At 43.9% G+C, this 18286-nt stretch carries 19 protein-coding genes; 11 read left to right on the top strand and 8 right to left on the bottom strand.

Translation table 11 applies throughout. From position 1 onward, the window contains the following. The coding region (locus O9324_RS19105; protein WP_288141030.1) for a coiled-coil domain-containing protein at positions 1-500 on the bottom strand (500 nt) is incomplete at its 3' end. A 379-nt stretch (positions 501-879) separates the two neighbouring features. On the opposite strand from O9324_RS19105, the gene O9324_RS19100 reads away from it, so the two are divergent. Then, positions 880-1407, top strand: coding sequence for a hypothetical protein (locus O9324_RS19100; protein WP_288141029.1), 528 nt, complete (start codon positions 880-882; stop codon positions 1405-1407). A 22-nt stretch (positions 1408-1429) separates the two neighbouring features. On the opposite strand, the gene O9324_RS19095 is transcribed toward O9324_RS19100, so the two are convergent. Then, the gene (locus tag O9324_RS19095) at positions 1430-2209 is read right to left on the bottom strand and encodes a pentapeptide repeat-containing protein (protein ID WP_288141028.1); all 780 of its coding nucleotides are present in this window, start codon (positions 2207-2209) and stop codon (positions 1430-1432) included. Between the two features lie 520 nt (positions 2210-2729). Beyond that, a complete protein-coding gene (locus O9324_RS19090) occupies positions 2730-3626 on the bottom strand; it encodes a helix-turn-helix domain-containing protein (protein ID WP_002768859.1) in 897 nt (298 codons plus the stop codon). Between the two features lie 197 nt (positions 3627-3823). Between O9324_RS19090 and carA the strand changes: the two genes are divergently transcribed. The 5 genes from carA to O9324_RS19065 all read left to right on the top strand — a co-directional run bounded on the left by carA (position 3824) and on the right by O9324_RS19065 (position 7133). Then, on the top strand, positions 3824-4972 hold the full coding sequence (carA, locus tag O9324_RS19085) for a glutamine-hydrolyzing carbamoyl-phosphate synthase small subunit (protein WP_288141027.1): 1149 nt from the start codon (positions 3824-3826) through the stop codon (positions 4970-4972). Between the two features lie 74 nt (positions 4973-5046). Further along, positions 5047-5397, top strand: a complete 351-nt coding sequence (locus O9324_RS19080; RefSeq protein WP_287630045.1) for an STAS domain-containing protein — start codon at positions 5047-5049, stop codon at positions 5395-5397. Between the two features lie 3 nt (positions 5398-5400). Next, positions 5401-5817, top strand: coding sequence for a Mini-ribonuclease 3 (locus tag O9324_RS19075; RefSeq protein WP_002768850.1), 417 nt, complete (start codon positions 5401-5403; stop codon positions 5815-5817). 40 nt (positions 5818-5857) lie between these two features. Then, entirely contained in the window at positions 5858-6724 is an 867-nt protein-coding gene (gene rlmB, locus O9324_RS19070; RefSeq protein WP_052277737.1) for a 23S rRNA (guanosine(2251)-2'-O)-methyltransferase RlmB, read from the top strand. Positions 6725-6836: 112 nt separating this feature from the next. Next, positions 6837-7133: a DUF1816 domain-containing protein gene (locus O9324_RS19065; protein WP_002768846.1), complete on the top strand. Its 297-nt coding sequence runs from the start codon at positions 6837-6839 to the stop codon at positions 7131-7133. Between the two features lie 342 nt (positions 7134-7475). Here O9324_RS19065 and O9324_RS19060 read toward each other — a convergent pair whose 3' ends face one another. Both O9324_RS19060 and O9324_RS19055 read right to left on the bottom strand, forming a co-directional pair. Further along, a complete protein-coding gene (locus O9324_RS19060) occupies positions 7476-8909 on the bottom strand; it encodes a bifunctional orotidine-5'-phosphate decarboxylase/orotate phosphoribosyltransferase (RefSeq protein WP_288141026.1) in 1434 nt (477 codons plus the stop codon). A gap of 11 nt (positions 8910-8920) precedes the next feature. Further along, positions 8921-9925: a CHAD domain-containing protein gene (locus O9324_RS19055; protein ID WP_002798949.1), complete on the bottom strand. Its 1005-nt coding sequence runs from the start codon at positions 9923-9925 to the stop codon at positions 8921-8923. 118 nt (positions 9926-10043) lie between these two features. On the opposite strand from O9324_RS19055, the gene O9324_RS19050 reads away from it, so the two are divergent. After that, positions 10044-11573 carry a glycine betaine ABC transporter substrate-binding protein gene (locus tag O9324_RS19050; RefSeq protein ID WP_002798948.1) on the top strand — a complete coding sequence of 510 codons (1530 nt, stop codon included), beginning with the start codon at positions 10044-10046 and terminating at the stop codon, positions 11571-11573. Here the strand turns inward: O9324_RS19050 and cysS are convergent. Then, positions 11556-12998, bottom strand: a complete 1443-nt coding sequence (cysS, locus tag O9324_RS19045; protein ID WP_288141025.1) for a cysteine--tRNA ligase — start codon at positions 12996-12998, stop codon at positions 11556-11558. The genes O9324_RS19050 and cysS overlap by 18 nt on opposite strands. Before the next feature lie 2 nt (positions 12999-13000). Between cysS and O9324_RS19040 the strand changes: the two genes are divergently transcribed. After that, the gene (locus tag O9324_RS19040; RefSeq protein ID WP_002768835.1) at positions 13001-13276 is read left to right on the top strand and encodes a hypothetical protein; all 276 of its coding nucleotides are present in this window, start codon (positions 13001-13003) and stop codon (positions 13274-13276) included. Between the two features lie 230 nt (positions 13277-13506). Next, the gene (locus O9324_RS19035) at positions 13507-13782 is read left to right on the top strand and encodes a hypothetical protein (RefSeq protein WP_002768833.1); all 276 of its coding nucleotides are present in this window, start codon (positions 13507-13509) and stop codon (positions 13780-13782) included. A 15-nt stretch (positions 13783-13797) separates the two neighbouring features. On the opposite strand, the gene O9324_RS19030 is transcribed toward O9324_RS19035, so the two are convergent. Further along, entirely contained in the window at positions 13798-14970 is a 1173-nt protein-coding gene (locus O9324_RS19030; RefSeq protein ID WP_288141024.1) for an NAD(P)/FAD-dependent oxidoreductase, read from the bottom strand. Positions 14971-15091: 121 nt separating this feature from the next. Here O9324_RS19030 and O9324_RS19025 point away from each other — a divergent pair, with 121 nt between their 5' ends. Together O9324_RS19025 and O9324_RS19020 are read left to right on the top strand one after the other, a co-directional pair. Further along, complete coding sequence (locus O9324_RS19025) at positions 15092-15733, top strand: Uma2 family endonuclease (protein ID WP_288141023.1); 642 nt, start codon at positions 15092-15094, stop codon at positions 15731-15733. 24 nt (positions 15734-15757) lie between these two features. Then, on the top strand, positions 15758-16399 hold the full coding sequence (locus tag O9324_RS19020) for a Uma2 family endonuclease (RefSeq protein ID WP_288141022.1): 642 nt from the start codon (positions 15758-15760) through the stop codon (positions 16397-16399). On the opposite strand, the gene recN is transcribed toward O9324_RS19020, so the two are convergent. Continuing rightward, positions 16376-18130 carry a DNA repair protein RecN gene (recN, locus tag O9324_RS19015; RefSeq protein WP_288141021.1) on the bottom strand — a complete coding sequence of 585 codons (1755 nt, stop codon included), beginning with the start codon at positions 18128-18130 and terminating at the stop codon, positions 16376-16378. The two genes, O9324_RS19020 and recN, sit on opposite strands and share 24 nt — an antisense overlap. Between the last annotated feature and the right edge of the window lie 156 nt (positions 18131-18286).

The following is an 18286-nucleotide window of genomic DNA, read 5'->3' as shown; positions in this document are numbered from 1 at the left end:
TTGCCAAGAAAAAAGCCGCGCAATCCCAAAGTTACCACGGCACTTAAAAAAGCCACAACCAGGGGGATAATCAGGGATTTAAACCCTTTCAAGTCAGCAATATCTTTCACTAAGATTGCATAACTATCTTCGACTTTTTCCAGTCGTTTATCCATTGTTTCGACTTTCTGATCAAGAGTTTTAATATCTCCTTTGATTTCTGTGACTTCCACTTTTAAATCATTAACATCTTTTTGGAGACTGTCAAATTTTTGATTAACATCTTTTTGGAGACTGTCAAATTTTTGATCCATATCTCTTTGGAGATTGTCGATTTTCTGATCCATATCTCTTTGGAGATTGTCAAATTTTTGATCCACATCTCTCTGAAAGTAATCTATTTTCTGACCCATATCTCTTTGGAGAGAGTCAATTTTCTGATTAACCTCTTTAATGCTATCTTTAATTTCTTTCAGGACAGATTCGAGAGAATAGGTAACGGTTTCGCTAGTTTGTGTCATAATTAACAACCTCTGATCGATAGGGCCAAATATAATTAGGTTATACTAAAAAAGTTTTTCGTTGGTGTGGGGTGTGGGGTGTGGGGTTTTACCCATTTTCAGGAAAAAAGTCCCAGAATTTTCCCCCCGATTACTCTCGGCTGGTACTTTTTGATTTGAAAAAAGCCTAAAGATATTATCCAACAAAGTTTTTAGATTTATTCAGCCAGCCCTAATTATTCCCCTATTGCCTATTGCTAGGGACTAAGGACGATTTCGCTACTGGAAAATTTCCATTGTGGCCAGAGAGCGGTTATGGTAATTTAAGAAAGCGATCGGGGAACTCTCACAGGGAAGATCCCGACCCTAGCCAGGGAGTGCCTGTTTAACCGTCTGTCCTATGTACAAGTCTATTACTGTTTTAACGCTGCTGACGGGAATTATCGCCGTTGATGTGGTTTTAGCTCAATCCACTGTTAATGTTCCTATCGCAGTTCAACAGGGAGAATCCTACGAAGAATTATTGACTAGAGCATCGCAATTAGCGGAGAAAACTATCATCAGTCGTTTTAATCAACAACAGGGTCTTAATAAAATTGATTTATTAATAACCGCCGAAAAATCAGGAGCGATCGCACCTCTCCTCTCGGTGAAGGTGTCCCGTCAAGATTGGTTTGGCCATCCCAATATTCAACGCTGGGGGAATGTTTTTCCCTTTGGCAAAGCTCTCCTCGGTTTTAGCTCTCCCGCACCCGTCGTCACCCCGAAAAGTCCCCCCGCTGCCGTTAATCCCACGCCATCTCCAGCACCATCTCCGGGTGCCACCACTCCTCCTCCTCCCCCTGCTTTACCCTTCGAGGATGAGCCGAATAATGCTCCCCCAATCCCTATTCCTAACCAAAGATTAACCACTCCAGCTAATCGTTAATCGATAGCAAAAGGACGGGCTTTTAAGTGGCAAAACGAGGCTGAAACCAGTCTAGGGGAAAAATATCATCTTCTTGGGTGGTTTCTGTCCAACCGGTGACGCGCTCAAAACAAGTCCCCGTCAAGTTAGCACCCCTCAAGTCCGCTCCCTGTAGATTTACCTCTTGTAAACGCGCTCCCGCTAGATTAGCACCCACTAAATTGGCCCCGCGTAAATCACTACCCGTCAGACGTGCCTCGCTAAAATTAGCCCTTTCTAAATTGGCCCCTTGAAAGTCCACCTCTTTCAGAAAAGAGCCGCTAAAATTGGCTTCCCTTGCGGAAATCTGACGACATTTAGCCCCACTTAACCGCGCTTCTTGCAAATTAGCCCAATTGAGATTAACTTTATCTAGGGTTGCCTCCAAGAGATTAACTAAGTATAAATTCGCCCCGCATAAATTCGCCCCGCATAAATTCGCTCCCCGGAGATTAGCATGGGAAAGATCCGCCCCACTTAAGCGCGAGTTACGCAGGTTTGCCCGGACCATAAAGGCCCCGGTGAGATTGGCTTTGGTTAAGTCCGCTTCCACTAATTGCGCTTGACTTAATTTGGCATAGGTTAAATTCGCCCAATTTAAACTCGCTCCCCGCAGATTTGATTTAGTCAGAAAAGAGCGACTCAAATTAGTTCCGCGCAAATTGGCCGCAGCAAAATTGACAGCGATTAGAGTCACTTGTTGTAGATCTAGACTCATCAAGTCAATGGCTAAAAAATCCCGCTCTCCTTGTTCGTAGAGTCTTAGTAACTGATTAACTTTCATCTCCCTTCTTCTACTTATAAGATGGTGGTTAAGAAGTAATCAACAAAAGCACCTAAAAACTTTGTCCGATAACTCACTCTGCTTTTAGATGAGCAATTTACGAGGCCCTCCTTTGAGTTTATGTAAAGTTTTTTTTCGATTTTTTAAGAGAAGATAACGCGAACAGCAAGTTAATTTTAATCATAGTTAAATAGCTTGGCTAAAACAGTTGGACTGGTTTTCCCAATTCTACCCCAGTCCATCGGCTAATTAGTATCTGAAACTACTCTTGTTAAAAAACTTATCTATTGTTCAAATAGGAGACAGGAGACTCCGAGACAGTATTCAGGAGACTCCGAGACAGTATTCAGGAGACTCCGAGACAGGAGATTATTTCTATTTATTCTTCCGACACCCCACACCCCACACCCCACACCCCACACCCCACACCCCACCCCCCCCCGTTGTGGGGGGGGTTGGGGGGGGGTCACACCCTACACCCCACACCCCACACCCCACACCCTGCTAACCCGCTAATTCCCTACTCTAAAGCGTAGATACGACCATCCATGAGCAGACGGGTGATCCCTTTAGCTTCCAGTTGAGCGTGAGCTTTTTCGATCAGGCGACCGTCGGGAACTTTAATCACTTTTTCCTTGCGCTTGGAGAAACGACGAGCGATGCGATGACTTTCAAAGATGGGGAGGGTGCGCTGCTGGATTTCCTGAGGGGGAACCTTACCCAATTCGGCAAAATCCTTGAGGGGACGGGTGATTAATTCGGCAGCGCGATCGATTACCAAGTAACAGGTTTTGGGAAAAGCCGCCGCCGAGAGGGGTAAGATCTGTAGTTGGGCGGTTTTAACGATAGTCGGGCCTAAATAGCTGTCCGCTAGTTCTCCCTCATCTTCATCTTCATCTTCATCTTCATCCTCCTCTTCATCTTCATCCTCCTCTTCATCCCAATCCTCGTCAAGCTCATCTTCCTCGATAGCTTCGACGAAAAACTCGTTTAAATTAGCGGTTTCTAGGGTCTTATCGCCATTAATTTCTGTATCTTCTGGATTATCTGCTTCTGGCGAGTAAGAGGTATCCATTAACAGGGTTAATTGTTCCACAGAAGCGATCGGTGGCTCAAAATCCCGCTCATCCTTAGCTTCGGTGCGCGCTGCCCGAAAACTAATCACCTCGATCGCTTTTTCTGGTAAATCCGCTGCTGCCTCCTCCTCCTCCTCAAGGCCGCGACCATTGCGGGCCAAGCGTTTTTTCTGGATTAACTGCTCGTATTCCTCGCCAGAAAAAGAATTTTTGAGAAAACGACTGACCGTAGAACTACTCACGCCATAACGCTCGGCTAACGTGGAAGTGGTGGCCTCCGTTTCCCGATAAAGCTTAAGAATTTCTTTTTTCGTGGCATCAGTCAGTTTTCTTGGACTCATATTACTTATATAGTTATTTTTTAAGCGATAGGATTTTGCCGATGGCTAGTCAGGGGAAGCTGTTGTCTTTGAGCGGACGTACTCTTAATCATAAAACGCCCTAGCCAATTAAAACTAAGCAATTCGTTTTCTAGTCCCTGTTCTAGTCTATCCTTGACTTCTGTTTCTCACCACTACTCAAGATTAAAAAATTGACGATGATATCCAGTGCTGCTAGTCAAAAAGCCTTATTAGTTCTGGCCGATGGTACGGTTTACGAGGGTTATTCCTTCGGCTCCCAGGGAACCACCGTCGGCGAAGTTGTCTTTAACACAGGGATGACCGGTTATCAGGAAGTCCTCACCGATCCCAGTTATGCTGGTCAAATCGTCACTTTTACCTATCCAGAATTGGGAAATACGGGGGTTAACCCCGAAGATGAGGAGTCAATTCGTCCCCAGGTCAAAGGAGCGATCGCCAAAAACATCTGCCACCGGCCCAGTAATTGGCGTTCTAGCCAATCCCTACCGGATTATCTGGCCGCTCATCATGTTATTGGCATCTATGGCATCGATACCCGCTCCCTGACCCGCAAAATTCGCTCGGTTGGGGCGATGAATGGGGCAATTTCGACGGAAATACTCGATTATCATGATTTACTGCGACTGGTGCAGGCAGCCCCCAGTATGGCCGGGTTAAATCTAGTTAAGGAAGTTACCACCAAGGAAGTGTACGAATGGACGACTCCCACCCCGTCCGCCTGGGAATTTGCGCCAATTGATAGTGATCAAGAACCGTTAACGGTGGTGGCGATCGATTTTGGCATCAAACGCAATATTCTCCGGCGTTTAGCCAGCTACGGTTGTCGGGTGATCGTGGTTCCCGCCGACACTCCCCCGGAAAAAATCGCCGCATATAATCCCGATGGTATTTTCTTTTCTAACGGACCGGGAGATCCGGCGGCTGTCACCGAAGGTATTGCCCTAGCCAAGCAACTTTTGCAAGGGGAAAAACCGACTTTTGGCATCTGTATGGGTCATCAAATTTTAGGTCTATCCCTAGGAGCAGAAACCTTTAAACTGAAATTTGGTCATCGCGGGTTAAATCAACCCTGTGGACTGCGGCAACAGGTGGAAATTACCAGTCAGAATCACGGTTTTGCCGTGCAGGAGGCATCTTTAAATCCGCAAGTGGAGATTACCCATCTCAACCTCAATGATCGCACCGTAGCCGGTTTAAAACACCGGTCTTTGCCCTTTTTCTCGGTACAATACCACCCCGAAGCCAGTCCCGGCCCCCACGATGCCGATTATCTGTTCGCCAAATTTGTCGATTTAATGCGGCAAGCAAAAAAGGATCGGTCGTAAATTTTTAGGATATACTAGGGTTTTGATTTTTACGGCTCTAGAGCTAGGAGGCGATTATTCCAGAAGCAATTAACTTGACCGTCAGCTTGCGAGGCACGCGTGAGGTCAGAGATAAGTACCAAATTTTCCGTTTGACGGGTCTTTTAGATGCCTTTTCCGAACCGACTTTTTGTAAGGTGATCGAAGGCTATGTGGAGCAAGGTCCCAAGGATGTGATTATTAGCCTCGCTCAGATTGATTTTATCGATAGCTCCGGTTTAGGGGCCTTAGTAAAATTGGTGAAAAAGGCCAAAACCGAAGGGGGCAGTTTACAAATTGTTACCAATCCCCGGGTGACTCAAACCGTAAAACTGGTGCGATTGGAGAAGTTTTTTTCCCTGCAACCCACCCTGGAAGCGGCGATCAAACATCTAGAAAAAGCGTAAATCGTGGAATCTCCTCTCGAACAAATTCGCTTACAGGTCAGTGGCCAGGGTTCACCAATCCTAGAGGGTCTTGACCGATTATCGCCTGCTTCCCTGGCCTATCTGGGGGATGCTGTTTATGAATTATACATCCGCACCTATTATTTACTGCCGCCCCAGCGTCTGGGAGACTATCACGCTCAGGTGGTAGGCAAAGTCAGGGCCGAACAACAGGCTTTAGATTTAGCACAACTGCAGCCCTATCTGACAGACCAAGAAAAAGAAATTCTGCGCCGGGGACGCAATGCGGTCACGGGAAAACGCCGTCGTCTGACAGCCCAAGTCTATCAGCAGGCCAGCAGTTTAGAAACCCTGTTCGGCTATCTTTATCTACAAGACCCCTCAAGATTACATCAACTATTAGAAAAACTAGAATTATAGCCATCGGGATGACTCCCGACTCCTTTACTATTAATCAATCATGAGCGATCGACCATTTCGTGACAAGTCCGATAATCGTAATTCTCGCCGGCCCTTGCGGTCAAAAACTGGGCCAATTCTGGCTAAATCCCCGGCAGTAACTCCAGAAAACCAAGAAGCTGATGATCTGCTCTACGGTCGCCGGGTGGTTTTAACAGCCATGGAGGAGGAGCGCCAACTAAATCGGATTTGGGTGGTCAATCGACTCCGTTACGATCCCCGTTATCATACCCTCCTAGAAAAAGCCAAGGCCAACGGTACGGTAATTGATGAGGTGGACGATCTGCGTCTCGATCAGATTACCAATAAGGCCAATCATCAGGGAATCGCCGCCCAGATGTCCCCCTATGATTATATCGAATTAGCCGATCTGATCGAAAAAGCTAAGGGCAAAAGTCGCCACCCCGTCATCGTCATCGCTGAAGGTATTACGGATCCCCATAACCTTGGGGCAATTATTCGCACCGCTGAAGCTATGGGTTGTCAGGGGGTAGTTATTCCCCAACGTCGCGCCGCCGGGGTGACATCGACAGTGATGAAAGTGGCGGCCGGATCCTTGGAATATTTACCCGTCGCTAGGGTGGTTAATCTCAATCGTGCTTTAGAGGAATTAAAAGCGGCCGGTTTTTGGCTCTACGGCACGGCGGCAAAAACTGGTAAATCTTTACACACAATCAATTTAACGGGTGCGATAGGATTGGTGGTAGGTTCGGAGGGAGAGGGTTTGAGTCTGTTGACCCAAAAGTCCTGCGATGAGTTGGTATCTATCCCTTTGGCAGGCAAAACCCCCAGTCTCAATGCTTCGGTGGCGGCGGGTATGGCTCTTTACGAGGTTTACCGGCAACGCTGGCAAAATTCCCCCGACTGAGAATCTGTATTTTTCGACACTCCCAATAGCCAAAAGGAGAAAGTATAAATAAAATAGGAAGGAAGTTTGCGAAATGTAAACGAACGTAACAAAACCACCAGAGTAGATTTAGATGGGGAACGAGATGAAAGAATTTTTGATTAGCTTACTCGAAAGGTTCGGATTAGCCTACTGGGTCGAGATTAAAACCGACTATCCCAGATGTACTTATTATTTCGGTCCTTTTCTCGCTAAAGACGAGGCTGAAGTCGCTCAAGCTGGTTACGAAGAAGATTTGAAAACAGAAGGAGCGCAGGGGATTAAATTGCATATAAAACGTTGTAAACCGAAAGATTTAACTATTTTTGAGGAAAAAGAAGAAAGCAAGCTCCTGAATACCCTAAAGGTCTTACGCAGTCAAGTTTCTTAACAATTTTCAGTGATCAGTAATCAGTGATCAGTAATCAGTAATCAGTGATCAGTAAACAGTAAACAGTGAAAAGACAGCAGGAAACTGCCATTTGATGAGGCTCACTTAATACATACTGCTTAGGGACTTGCGTGGGAATAATATCCCAATCGATCGGAGGGCGCAAGCTTTGCGCCCCTACAGTAACGGATTTTGTCCACAATGTAGGGGCGAACTGCGTTCGCCCAAAAGGTACATTATCAAAGCGCAAGTCCCTTACTTAAAACTGATAACTGATAACTGGTAACTGATAACTGATAACTGGTAACTGATAACTGATAACTGATAACTGATGGCTAAATATCAATGGGAGCGATTTAAAAAACAGCTATATTCTGCTTCTGTCAGTCTTCCCGCTTCGTAGAGAGTATCGGTAATTTCTGCTAGGGTTAAAACCGAATAAGGTTGATAACCATGGCTACGAAGTTTATCTTTAACAGGGCCACCATGGTCGATAAAAACCACAATATCATTAACTAATAATCCCGCCGATTTAATCTTTTCTGCCCCCTCGATCGCACTTTTGCCAGAAATTAAAATATCGTCCACCACTACCACCGTTTCCCCCACTTGAAAATTACCTTCAATTACTCTTCTTGTGCCGTGAGCTTTTACTTCTTTGCGGGGGAAAATCATCGGATGATTTAATAATAAAGATAAACCCGTGGCTGTGGGTAAAGAACCGTAGGGAATACCAGCAACGCGGTCAAATGTCAAGGTTTTTAATATTTCTCCATAGGCTTCAATTACCTGCTGAAAAATATTAGGATTAGAGATAATTTTTCTCAGATCAATATAATAGGAAAAAGTTTCTCCCGATGCTTGCACATAATCGCCAAACATCAAGCAGCCAATATCAAATAATTGTAGAATTAAATCCTGATGAGGATGTTGTTTTAAAAGACAAACGTTAGCAGTCCAAGTCTCATCTTGGCTCGATTCTTGCTGGTGATTTTGTTTAATTTTGTTGACTTCCTCGCGTAAATCCTTGACTTTTGCTCCCAAATCAGGTTGAGATAAAAAGTCTTGGGGTACAGGAATTAATAAACCCTCGCCATGACTATTTAAACCCACAGTAATTAACTCGGAAAATTTACTTTTGTCTTCCCAAATACTGCGTAATAAAATCAATCTTTCGGGGGCAAAATTGCGAATCTTTTTCAATATCTCCGGTTGAGTGGTTCCCACTTCTAAAAACACCTGTTCGGGAGTTCCCCAGGTGCAAGCTTCTTTGACAACTTGCAGATAAAAAGGATTGTCGCGACTGGGAAATTCTTGCAGATTAATCGCGCCTTGATTGGAAGTATGACAGAGGATAAAAGCGCCATGCTCGGGGTAAACTAAAAAAGGAGCAACGTGATCCTGTCCGGAGTAGGGATTGAGAGTAACCGCGTCCACCTGCCAAGTTTTAAAGATAGTCTCGGCTAAAATACTGCTAGTATTAATATCACCGTGTTTAGCATCCAAAATTACCGGGATATGAGCGGGAATTGCTGTTAAAATTCGCTGTAATAATTCTAAACCTGCCGCTCCCAAAGCTTGATAAAAACCTAAAGTTGGTTTGTAGGCACAGACAAAAGGAGCAGTTTCATCGATAATAAACTTGAGCCACCGTTCTAAATTAACGATTAATTCTCCCGGGGTGGAGGGCATCATTTCGGGGTTAGCATCTAAACCGAGGACAAGTAGAGTCTGGTTTTGACTAATGGCGTGGTTTAACTTTTGAAAAAAATTCATCGGTTCTAATCTCAGGATTCTGGATTAGTTTCTAATTTTACACTATTTGGCCGAAAAATAGGCTGTAAAATTGTCTGGTGCAGACTTTTTCTGGTGTCAGCGTCAAGGAATTTCTTTTGTAGCGGTTGCCATTCTTGCCATTTTTGGTGACGGATATTTTGGAAAATTTCTAGTAAGGTGGGCATTTCCTTGGCAAGACAATTGGGGAAAATTTGGCTAAGAAAATCCGAGAGAACACAACAATCCTGCATTTCTCCGAGAATACCTTGAAGGTTTTTAATATCTTCTAGGTACTCTTGATATTTGTCGCCATAAAACTGAGTGAATAACTCCATATTATAGCGGGAACGCTTGGCTTCTTTACGGAGATCGTGCAGTAATAATCCTTCTTTTTCCAATAAGTCATCAATTTCTTGACTAGAAAACTCTCGTAATCTTTTATAGTCCTCTAAATTTACCCCAACTAACCAGCCTTCATGGAGTAAAAAGCGACTCGCTTGCGGTAATAATAAGTCTGGTAAAACTGTGGCAATATCTAATTTTCCCATCGGTTGATAGGTGGGATTATCCAACCAACTGGCAAAATCTGCCTTAAAATTGAGAAATTTATCGGACTTTAAGAGTTTTTCTACCTTAGCAAAAGCCTTCTCCCTTCGGTGTTCGAGAACTTGTAAAACTTTCTTCAGTAAATCCTGTTCTTTCGGGGGTAAAATTGGCTGATAATGACCGACAAAAGCCGATTTTAACACATCTAAATCCCGCAATTCTCCTAAAATTCTGCCCAGATTACCCACCCGTTTTTGATCGGCAGATTTCGGCATGGTTAAAGCGGGGGCAAAACCAGTTAAGGTACTGCGAAGACGGCGCATTCCCACACGAATTTGATGTAATTCTTCCGTATCCTGATCGAGTAAAACCCCAGCTTCGTGTTTAAGAACTTTATGAAAATGTTTATCAATACCGATATAGGCCCAATCGGCAACAGTTTTAGCCCGAGGATTAAATTTGTTAGTCATTGGTCTTTAGCGAGGAAATAATGTCAAGATGGTGATAGAATCTTTAAATCAAGACTGGAAATAATAGATACTGTTTATTCTATACAATAGGATGAACCAGCCGCTTTAAGGGAAGTTTATGGATAGTTTTTGGCTAGATTATGCGGGGGAAATCGCTTTTCGCACCGGAGAACATCTTTTCTTGACGGGAATAGCCATGGCTATGGGTAGCTTAATCGGGATTCCTCTAGGTATTTTAATTAGTCGTCAAGCTATTCTCGCCCCACCGATTATAGCGATCGTTAACACCCTACAGACTATCCCCAGTTTAGCCCTATTTGGTTTTTTAATTTCCGTGCCTTTTTTGGGAGGAATCGGCAAAATTCCCGCTATTGTTGCCCTAACTCTCTATACTTTACTGCCAATTGTTTTAAATACCTATCTGGGCATCAAAAAAGTTGATCCCGAATTAAAATTAGCCGGGTTATCCCTAGGCATGACCGACGGTCAAATCCTGCGCTATATCGAATTACCCCTGGCCAGGGCGACGATTTTGGCAGGAGTGAGAATTGCGACGGTGATTGCTATCGGTGTGGCTACGATCGCAGCTGCCATCGGTGGCGGTGGTTTGGGAGTGTTTATTTTTCGCGGTATTGCCACGGTCAACAATCAGTTAATTTTGGCGGGGGCAATTCCTGCCGCTTTTTTAGCCCTTGTTGCCGATTGGAGTCTCGGTCGGCTAGAAAAGACCTTTTCCCCTTCGCAACGTCCGAAAAAGCCCTCTAAATGGCAATGGGGCTTAGGTTTAATCGGGTTAGCCCTGCTATCTTTCCTCTTGACTCAAATTTTCCATTCATCCCCCGGCACAGTGGTGATCGGTTCCAAAAATTTTACCGAACAGGTGATTTTAGGGGAAATTTTGGCACAGGAGATCGAAAAAGAGACGAATTTACGGGTTGAACGTCAATTTAATCTCGGTGGTACTCTGATCTGTCATGAAGCGGTGAAAGCGGGTAAAATCGACGGTTATGTGGAGTATTCTGGCACGGCTTTCACGGGAATTTTGCAAGAAAAACCCCTTAACGATGCCCGATTAGTCTTTGAAAAGCTGCAAGAGATTTATCCAGAAAAATTTAATCTAGAAGTCTTTCCCAGTTTAGGATTCGAGAATACTTTCGCCATTGTTATCCGGGGAGAAACCGCCAGTCAATACAATCTTAAAACTCTCTCGCAAGTGGCTAAATATACACCCAATTGGCAAGCGGGTTTTGGTTATGAATTCTTGGAAAGGGAAGACGGTTATAAGGGATTAGCGAAGACCTACGGGCTAAATTTTGCCGGACCCCCGAAAGTGATGGATTTAGGGTTAATGTACCGCGCTTTAGCCGAAAAACAAGTGGATTTAGTGGCGGGAAATTCCACCGATGGCTTAATTCCCGTGCTAGATTTAGTCATCCTAGAAGATGATCAACGCTATTTTCCTCCCTACGAAGCGGTACCGATTTTTAACCGGGATAGTTTGCGAAAATATCCGCAATTGCGACAGGTTTTAGCGAAACTCACTGGCAAAATTACCTCCACAGCTATGCAGAAATTAAACTATCAGGTGGATGGACGCGATCGCAAAGTGGAGGAAGTGGTCAAAGAATTTCTAGTCTCCCTCTCTTAACCATTTAGTTACTCCCCCGGGTTGGTCGATTAAAGTAATGCCTTGGGCTTTTAATTCTGCGCGAATGCGATCGCTTTCGGCGTAATTTTTCGCTTTTTTTGCCTCTGTCCGTTGTTGGATGAGATTTTCGATATCCGCTGCACTAATTCCCTCAGAAACAGGGGTTTCCCTCTGGTCAGCGGCCATTTCTAAGCCCAAAACCCTAGACAATTTCACCAAAGTATGCCATTTTACCGCTAATTGGGCTAGATTGCTGTCTGTCTTACCCGCATGGGTTAAATTATTACCTTCCTTGCGTAATTCCTTAGCGATTTCAAATAACACCGCTAAACCACCGGCAAAGTTAAAATCGTGATTTACCGCCTCTTGAAAGCGATTTTCTAGCTCTTGGTCAGTAATTGCGGGATTATCTGGCGGAAGATGCTTATAACCAAAGGATAAACCCTCTTGTAAAGTATGCCAGCCATTAGTGGCCGCCTGCAATCCCTCATCGGAAAAATCGATCGGTTTGCGGTATTGGGCGCCTAAAATTAATAATCTCACGGCTAAGGGGTCATATTTTGCCAATAACTCGCGAATAGTGATGAAATTACCGAGGGATTTCGACATTTTTTCCCCAGCCACCTTAACCATGCCATTATGTAACCAATAGTGGGCCAGAGGTTTACCCGTAGCCGCTTCACTTTGGGCAATTTCGTTTTCGTGGTGGGGAAAAATCAGATCACTTCCCCCCACATGAATATCGATAGTTTCTCCCAATTGTTCTTTGACCATGGCCGAACATTCAATATGCCACCCCGGACGACCTTGACCCCAGGGAGAATCCCAACTAGGTTCCCCCGATTTTGCCCCCTTCCAGAGGGCAAAATCAAAGGGGTCTTGTTTCTTAATTGCTTCCGGGTCGTCGGTTTCTACCCGGCCGCTGGCCCCGGCTTGCAGATCATCCAGTTTTCGCCCTGATAGTTTGCCATAATCGGAAAAACGACGGACGGAATAGTAAACATCGCCATCGCTGGGGTAAGCATAGCCTTTTTGTTCTAATTCATAGACTAGGCGCTTGATACCGTCGAGGCTATGAGTGGCCCGGGGATAAGCGTCCGCCGGTCTGACTCCTAATTTTGCCATATCTTCAAAGTAGGCCTGGATAAATTTCTCGGCCACGGCTGCCATGGTGGTGTGTTCATTTTTAGCCCGATTGAGAATTTTATCGTCAATATCAGTAAAATTCTGAATATAGCGCACTTTATAACCGAGATACTCCAAATAACGCCGCACCACATCCCAAACCACACAGGTACGCGCATGACCCAAATGGCAATAATCATAAACGGTAATGCCGCAGCAATACATGGAGACCATGCCGGGGATGAGGGGGGTAAAGGGTTCTTCGCGACGACTGAGGGTGTTGTAGAGGATTAAGGTCATGGATGGGGATTTTTTTCTGGGGAAAAAGGCTAGTCCAATTTTATAGCAGTTATTTTCAGTTATCAGTGATCAGTTATCAGTTATCAGTGATCAGTGATCAGTTATCAGTGATCAGTTATCAGTGTAAGTATCTAAGCACAATTAATTACACATCTAAGCCACTACTCCGTCAGACTTCTGCGGTGGTGAGCAAACAGAGAACTGAAAACTCAAATCCGATCCCTAATAGCTGTATCCCGTCTCCTGTCTCCTGTCTCCTGTCTCGACTAGGAAATTAATTTTGCACGACTACTTATCAGTGACCGCTAACCACTTTCCCTGATTTACCTACTATATTTTGTGTTTTTTGTCAAGGGGTTTTTGGGGTTTTAGTAAAGATGTGACGGGATAGGACTGTTTTGATGGGGACTATTATTGATGAAATCGATAGAATAACGATAGGGGAAGCTTGCTTGTTTGCCTCAACCGACAATTTTTATTGTTAATCAACTTTGACCAGACCATCACCATGAATGAACCACCTAATAGCGCTGGCGATGAAATCCAATTACCCCGGGGAGAAAGAGTTGACCAGCTAAGAAATCTCATCGAAACTCTACGCATTGCCGATGAAGTGGCCAATCGCGGTTATTTGATTACCAGCGCCGAAGTGGCCGATTTAATGGATATTAATCCAGGCGCCGTTACCAGTCGAGGCGACCATTGGCCGTGGCGAAATTGGGTAATCTCCCGGGTCAGACGGGAGGGAAACCAAATTCTTTGGCAGTTAGAAAAAGTCGATTAGGATTAATGGCAACCATCAGTTAATTTCTCTCTTGACTTTTGCAATTATTTCGTCATTTTCCCCCAGCAGATGACGCGCAAAACGTCGGGCCAGGGGCGGAGCCGATACAAGTGTACTGGTAAAGCCAGAAAATACCTGCAATCCCACTTTATCAGCGATCGCTCCCACTAAAGGCCGTCCCGAGGGTGCAAAGGCCACTAGGCAATGATGACAGCTGCCGGGGAGAGAGGCTAAAGAGGGCAGCAATGTCCCCACGGCGGTGCGGATTGCTTTTTCCCCGGCCAGAGGGTTTAAAATCGCATCTGGATCGGTGATAATGGCGCTAATTTGCCCTAGATAAAGGCTTTGATCCCGGAATTGTACCGCCCCCGTTTCTAAAACACTGGCAATTATTTCTGGGGTTTCTCTCTGCCAAATGCCCTGCTTTTCTAGTTGGGTGATTTTTTGCTCTAATAGCAATCTGGCAGGAATTGCGGGCATAACTAGGGTGTTTAATTTGATCTCAGTGGGGGGAATTTTGATCACCTGGGCATGGGTAAAATAGACGGGAGCGGCAATACCGGATTTTTGCAGTAAAGACCGGGTTAATCCCCCCGCACAGACGATAGTTTCCCCAGCAGAATAATTATGTTTAGGGGTTTTTACGCCGGTAATTCTCGATGCAGTTTCAGTTAATTCGATGACAGCTTCCCGAATAATCGTGCCTCCCAGACGCAGAAAAGCTTGTTGATAGGCAAGATTAGTTTTTTCGGCGTTAATGTGACCGTGGGGCAGTCGTAAAACTCCAGAGATAGCTGCGGGATTTAATAGGGGTTCTAAAGCGATCGCTGCCTGCGGATCGAGAATTTCGGGAGTAATAGCAAAGATAGCAAATTTTTCGGCCACAGTGGCCGGATCATCTTCGGGGTTAACGGTGAGGATTAGCTCTATGTCCCGGTATTCGTTATCTATGCCCAATTCCTGGGATAAATTGCGCTGAATTTCTCGACCTTCTTGGTATAATTTTCTCTGGATTTCTGTGGTAGCTGACCAATAGGCTAAACCTCCATAACTGTAGAAAGTGGCGTTGAGGGGATGGGTTTCTTTTTCTAATAAGAGGACTCGACTGCCTAGGTTAGCTAGTTCATAACTTAAGGCGGAACCGGTGATACCACCACCGATAATTATATAATCATAAGTTGTGGTCATAATTGGGCTTATTTTTTCTCAATTAATCTATTCTATCATTATACTTGCTCAGTTCTCTGCTTCTGATTTGAGCAATAATTGCTATAATTAGAGAAAAAGTTCAAAGCGAGACAGGATAACTATGCAACAGCTAGAAACTAGGGGGATAACTGACTCATGGATTAAAGCTAGTTGGGAAGAATACCTAGAAGCGATTAACGATTTTCCAGAAAATCAAGGAAAAAGTTATTATTACAATGGCTATTATCGATTAGAAATGACTCCTATTGGATTTGCACACGCTAGAGATCATCATGTTGTCTTTTTGGGGGTGAGTCTCTACGCTATCCTCAAAGAAATTCCTTTTCAAGGACTACCCACTTGTTCCTATCGCAAAAGAGGAATTAGAGAAGTGCAGCCAGATATATCTTACTATCTAGGAGAGAGAGCGAATCTGATACCAAACGGGACTTCGATTATTGATTTAAATCAGTATCCCCCACCAGATTTAGTCATTGAAATCTCAAAATCTACCCTCAATGATGACTTAGGCAATAAACGCTTACTCTACGAAGAATTAGGAGTTAGTGAATATTGGAGTGTTAACGTCGATTATCCTCAAATATTTGCTTTTGAAATAATCGATCAAGGTAGCAAAAGAATTGATATATCAAAGGTTTTACCTAATTTAAAACTTGCGGTTTTAGAGTCAGCTTTACAACAGGCACGCACCAGAGATCAAAGTCAGGTGGGACGTTGGTTAATCACTCAATTTCAAGGTTAACTCCATAAAATCGAGGCTAATATTATGCAACAGCTAGAAACTACTATCTCGACAGATTTATGGATTAAAGCTAGTTGGGAAGAATACTTAGAAGCAATTAACAACTTCCCAGAAAATCAAGGAAAAAGTTATTATTACAATGGCTATTATCGATTAGAAATGACTCCTATTGGTAACGATCATGCCAGCGATCATGCTATTTTGATCTTCGCTGTTAGTCTCTATGCTACCCTAAAAAATCTGGCCTTTAGTGCCAAAGATAATTGCAGTTTTCGCAAGTCTGGTTATCGAGAAGTTCAACCGGATATATCTTATTATTTTGCAGAGAAAGCTAATCTAATTTCCTACGGTACTTCGATTATTGATTTAAATCAGTATCCCCCACCAGATTTAGTCATTGAAATCTCAAAATCTACCCTCAATGATGACTTAGGTAATAAACGCTTACTCTATGAAGAATTAGGAGTTAGTGAATATTGGAGTGTTAACGTCGATTATCCCCAAATATTCGCTTTTGAAATAATTGATCGAGGTAGTAAAAGAATTGATATATCAAAGGTTTTACCTAATTTAAAACTTGCGGTTTTAGAGTCAGCTTTACAACAGGCACGCAGCAAGGATCAAAGTCAGGTAGGACGTTGGTTAATCAGTCAATTTCAAGGTTAAATCCTGCTGTTTTTTGGCAGCCGCTTTATCCAATAAAGACTCGGCAAAAGCGATGGCAGCCGCTGCCGAATTTCCTCCCGTTAATTGTGCCAATTCTTCCCTTCTCGTTTGACGATTATCAAGAGAAGTAACCCGGACAACCGTGCGAATTTCCGAGAGATTAGTGGAATTATCTTCGGCAATCATTTGTTTATAAACGCGAAAATGGTGATCAGCTAAAGCAGCCACTAAGGGTTGATGAGTAACGCATAAAACCTGATATTGTTGACCTAATTGATCTAATTTATCGGCAATTGCTTGAGCAACTTTTCCCGATACTCCCGCATCGATTTCGTCAAAAATTAGGGTTGCCGCTGCCGATTGGGATTGGGAAAAACAGGACTTTAACGCTAGGAGAAAACGACTCATTTCTCCTCCGGAAGCGGTACTGGATAAAGGTTGGATTTTTTCCCCCGGATTGGGACTAAAATAAAATCCCACTTGATCGACTCCCAGACTGCTAGGATTACCCGGAGCAATCCGACAGACAAAAATCACCTTTTCCATGGCTAAAGGTTTTAATTCCTGTACCAATTGTTTTTCTAGTTGACTAGCGGTTTCTTGTCGCAAAAAGGTCAACTGGGTGCTAGTTTCTCGATAGATTTTTTCCTGTTGCTGACAAATTTTTTCTAATTCCTCAATCGATTGTCCTTCTCCCGTCAACTCCGCTAATTCCTGCTGTAATTTCTGATAATAATCGATCGCTTCGGCTAAACTTGGGCCATATTTGCGACAAATGCGCTTAAGTTGGATAATTCTCTCTTCTATCTCGTTCAATCTCTCCGGATCTGCCTCTAGACTATCCCCATAAACGTTGATTTCCTGTCCCGCTTCCACCACCTGATTTAATGCCGATCGCACCATTTCTAAAATTGGCTCTAAACTGCTATCATAAACCATCATATTTGTCAAGATATTTTCAGCTTTTCCTAACAAATCAGCGACGGCGGGTTGATCGCGATCATTTTGGTAGAGGAGTTGATAGACTTGATAGCTGGAATTTTGCAAATCGACACCGTGGGAGAGTCGGTTTCTTTCCTGTTCCAACTGTTCCAACTCGTTAGCGTCAGTTAAATTAGCTGATTCTAGTTCTTTTAGTTGATATTCTATTAAATCTAATCTTTGTAGGCGATTTTGTTCCGATTGCAACCTATTATTTAAACTATTCTTGCTTTCTTGCCAGTTAGCGTAGGCTGTGGCTACTTTTTCCCGCTGCCGCAGCAGCGATTCACCCCCGTAGAGATCTAATAATTCCCTCTGTCGATTAGCGTCCATTAACTGAACTGTTTGACCTTGAGCGGTGATTTCTACCAAAAAATCTCTTATTTGCGCCATTTGTTGGCGATTAGCGACGACTCCGTTAATCCGAGAACGAGAACGCAAGGAATTATTAGTAATCACTAATTCCCTGCTGATGGTCAGACTATTATCTTCTAATGGGTCAATTTCCTGACTTTCTAGCCAAGCAATTAATTCTGGAGTTAGAGAAAAAGTCGCTTCTAGGGTTGATTGTTGGCTTCCCTGACGGATGACGCGATGATTGACTTTACCACCGAGAACAATATCGATCGCATCTAATATAATCGATTTTCCTGCCCCCGTCTCACCGGTCAGTACATTTAATCCGTTCCCGAAAGTTAATTCTAAGCGATCGATGAGGGTAAAATTTTCAATTCGTAGGCAGGATAACATATGTCAGTAATCAGTAATCAGTTGCTAAGTAGGTAGGCGTTAAAAATTATCAGATGCCCCCTTATTAAGGGGGTATCCCCCCTTAATCCCCCCTTATCAAGGGGGCAGGGGGGATCGAACCTAAAATCCATTTTTAATTTAATTATAACCAGCTAC

This window comes from Microcystis sp. LE19-84.1B, assembly GCF_027531875.1.
In the GTDB taxonomy this organism is placed as follows: domain Bacteria; phylum Cyanobacteriota; class Cyanobacteriia; order Cyanobacteriales; family Microcystaceae; genus Microcystis; species Microcystis panniformis.
The sequence above is the reverse complement of the archived record's forward strand: the minus strand, read 5'-3'. Positions and strand labels throughout refer to the sequence as shown.

Bases quoted from the DNA above. Each gene is read 5' to 3' on its own strand.
- cysS (WP_288141025.1), bottom strand. From the start codon at position 12,998: ATGACCTTAATCCTCTACAACACCCTCAGTCGTCGCGAAGAACCCTTT.
- recN (WP_288141021.1), bottom strand. From the start codon at position 18,130: ATGTTATCCTGCCTACGAATTGAAAATTTTACCCTCATCGATCGCTTA.
- O9324_RS19035 (WP_002768833.1), top strand. From the start codon at position 13,507: ATGAATGAACCACCTAATAGCGCTGGCGATGAAATCCAATTACCCCGG.
- O9324_RS19025 (WP_288141023.1), top strand. From the start codon at position 15,092: ATGCAACAGCTAGAAACTAGGGGGATAACTGACTCATGGATTAAAGCT.
- O9324_RS19060 (WP_288141026.1), bottom strand. From the start codon at position 8,909: ATGAATTTTTTTCAAAAGTTAAACCACGCCATTAGTCAAAACCAGACT.
- O9324_RS19040 (WP_002768835.1), top strand. From the start codon at position 13,001: ATGGGGATTTTTTTCTGGGGAAAAAGGCTAGTCCAATTTTATAGCAGT.
- O9324_RS19020 (WP_288141022.1), top strand. From the start codon at position 15,758: ATGCAACAGCTAGAAACTACTATCTCGACAGATTTATGGATTAAAGCT.
- carA (WP_288141027.1), top strand. From the start codon at position 3,824: ATGATATCCAGTGCTGCTAGTCAAAAAGCCTTATTAGTTCTGGCCGAT.
- O9324_RS19100 (WP_288141029.1), top strand. From the start codon at position 880: ATGTACAAGTCTATTACTGTTTTAACGCTGCTGACGGGAATTATCGCC.
- rlmB (WP_052277737.1), top strand. From the start codon at position 5,858: ATGAGCGATCGACCATTTCGTGACAAGTCCGATAATCGTAATTCTCGC.
- O9324_RS19050 (WP_002798948.1), top strand. From the start codon at position 10,044: ATGGATAGTTTTTGGCTAGATTATGCGGGGGAAATCGCTTTTCGCACC.
- O9324_RS19065 (WP_002768846.1), top strand. From the start codon at position 6,837: ATGGGGAACGAGATGAAAGAATTTTTGATTAGCTTACTCGAAAGGTTC.
- O9324_RS19055 (WP_002798949.1), bottom strand. From the start codon at position 9,925: ATGACTAACAAATTTAATCCTCGGGCTAAAACTGTTGCCGATTGGGCC.
- O9324_RS19090 (WP_002768859.1), bottom strand. From the start codon at position 3,626: ATGAGTCCAAGAAAACTGACTGATGCCACGAAAAAAGAAATTCTTAAG.
- O9324_RS19030 (WP_288141024.1), bottom strand. From the start codon at position 14,970: ATGACCACAACTTATGATTATATAATTATCGGTGGTGGTATCACCGGT.
- O9324_RS19095 (WP_288141028.1), bottom strand. From the start codon at position 2,209: ATGAAAGTTAATCAGTTACTAAGACTCTACGAACAAGGAGAGCGGGAT.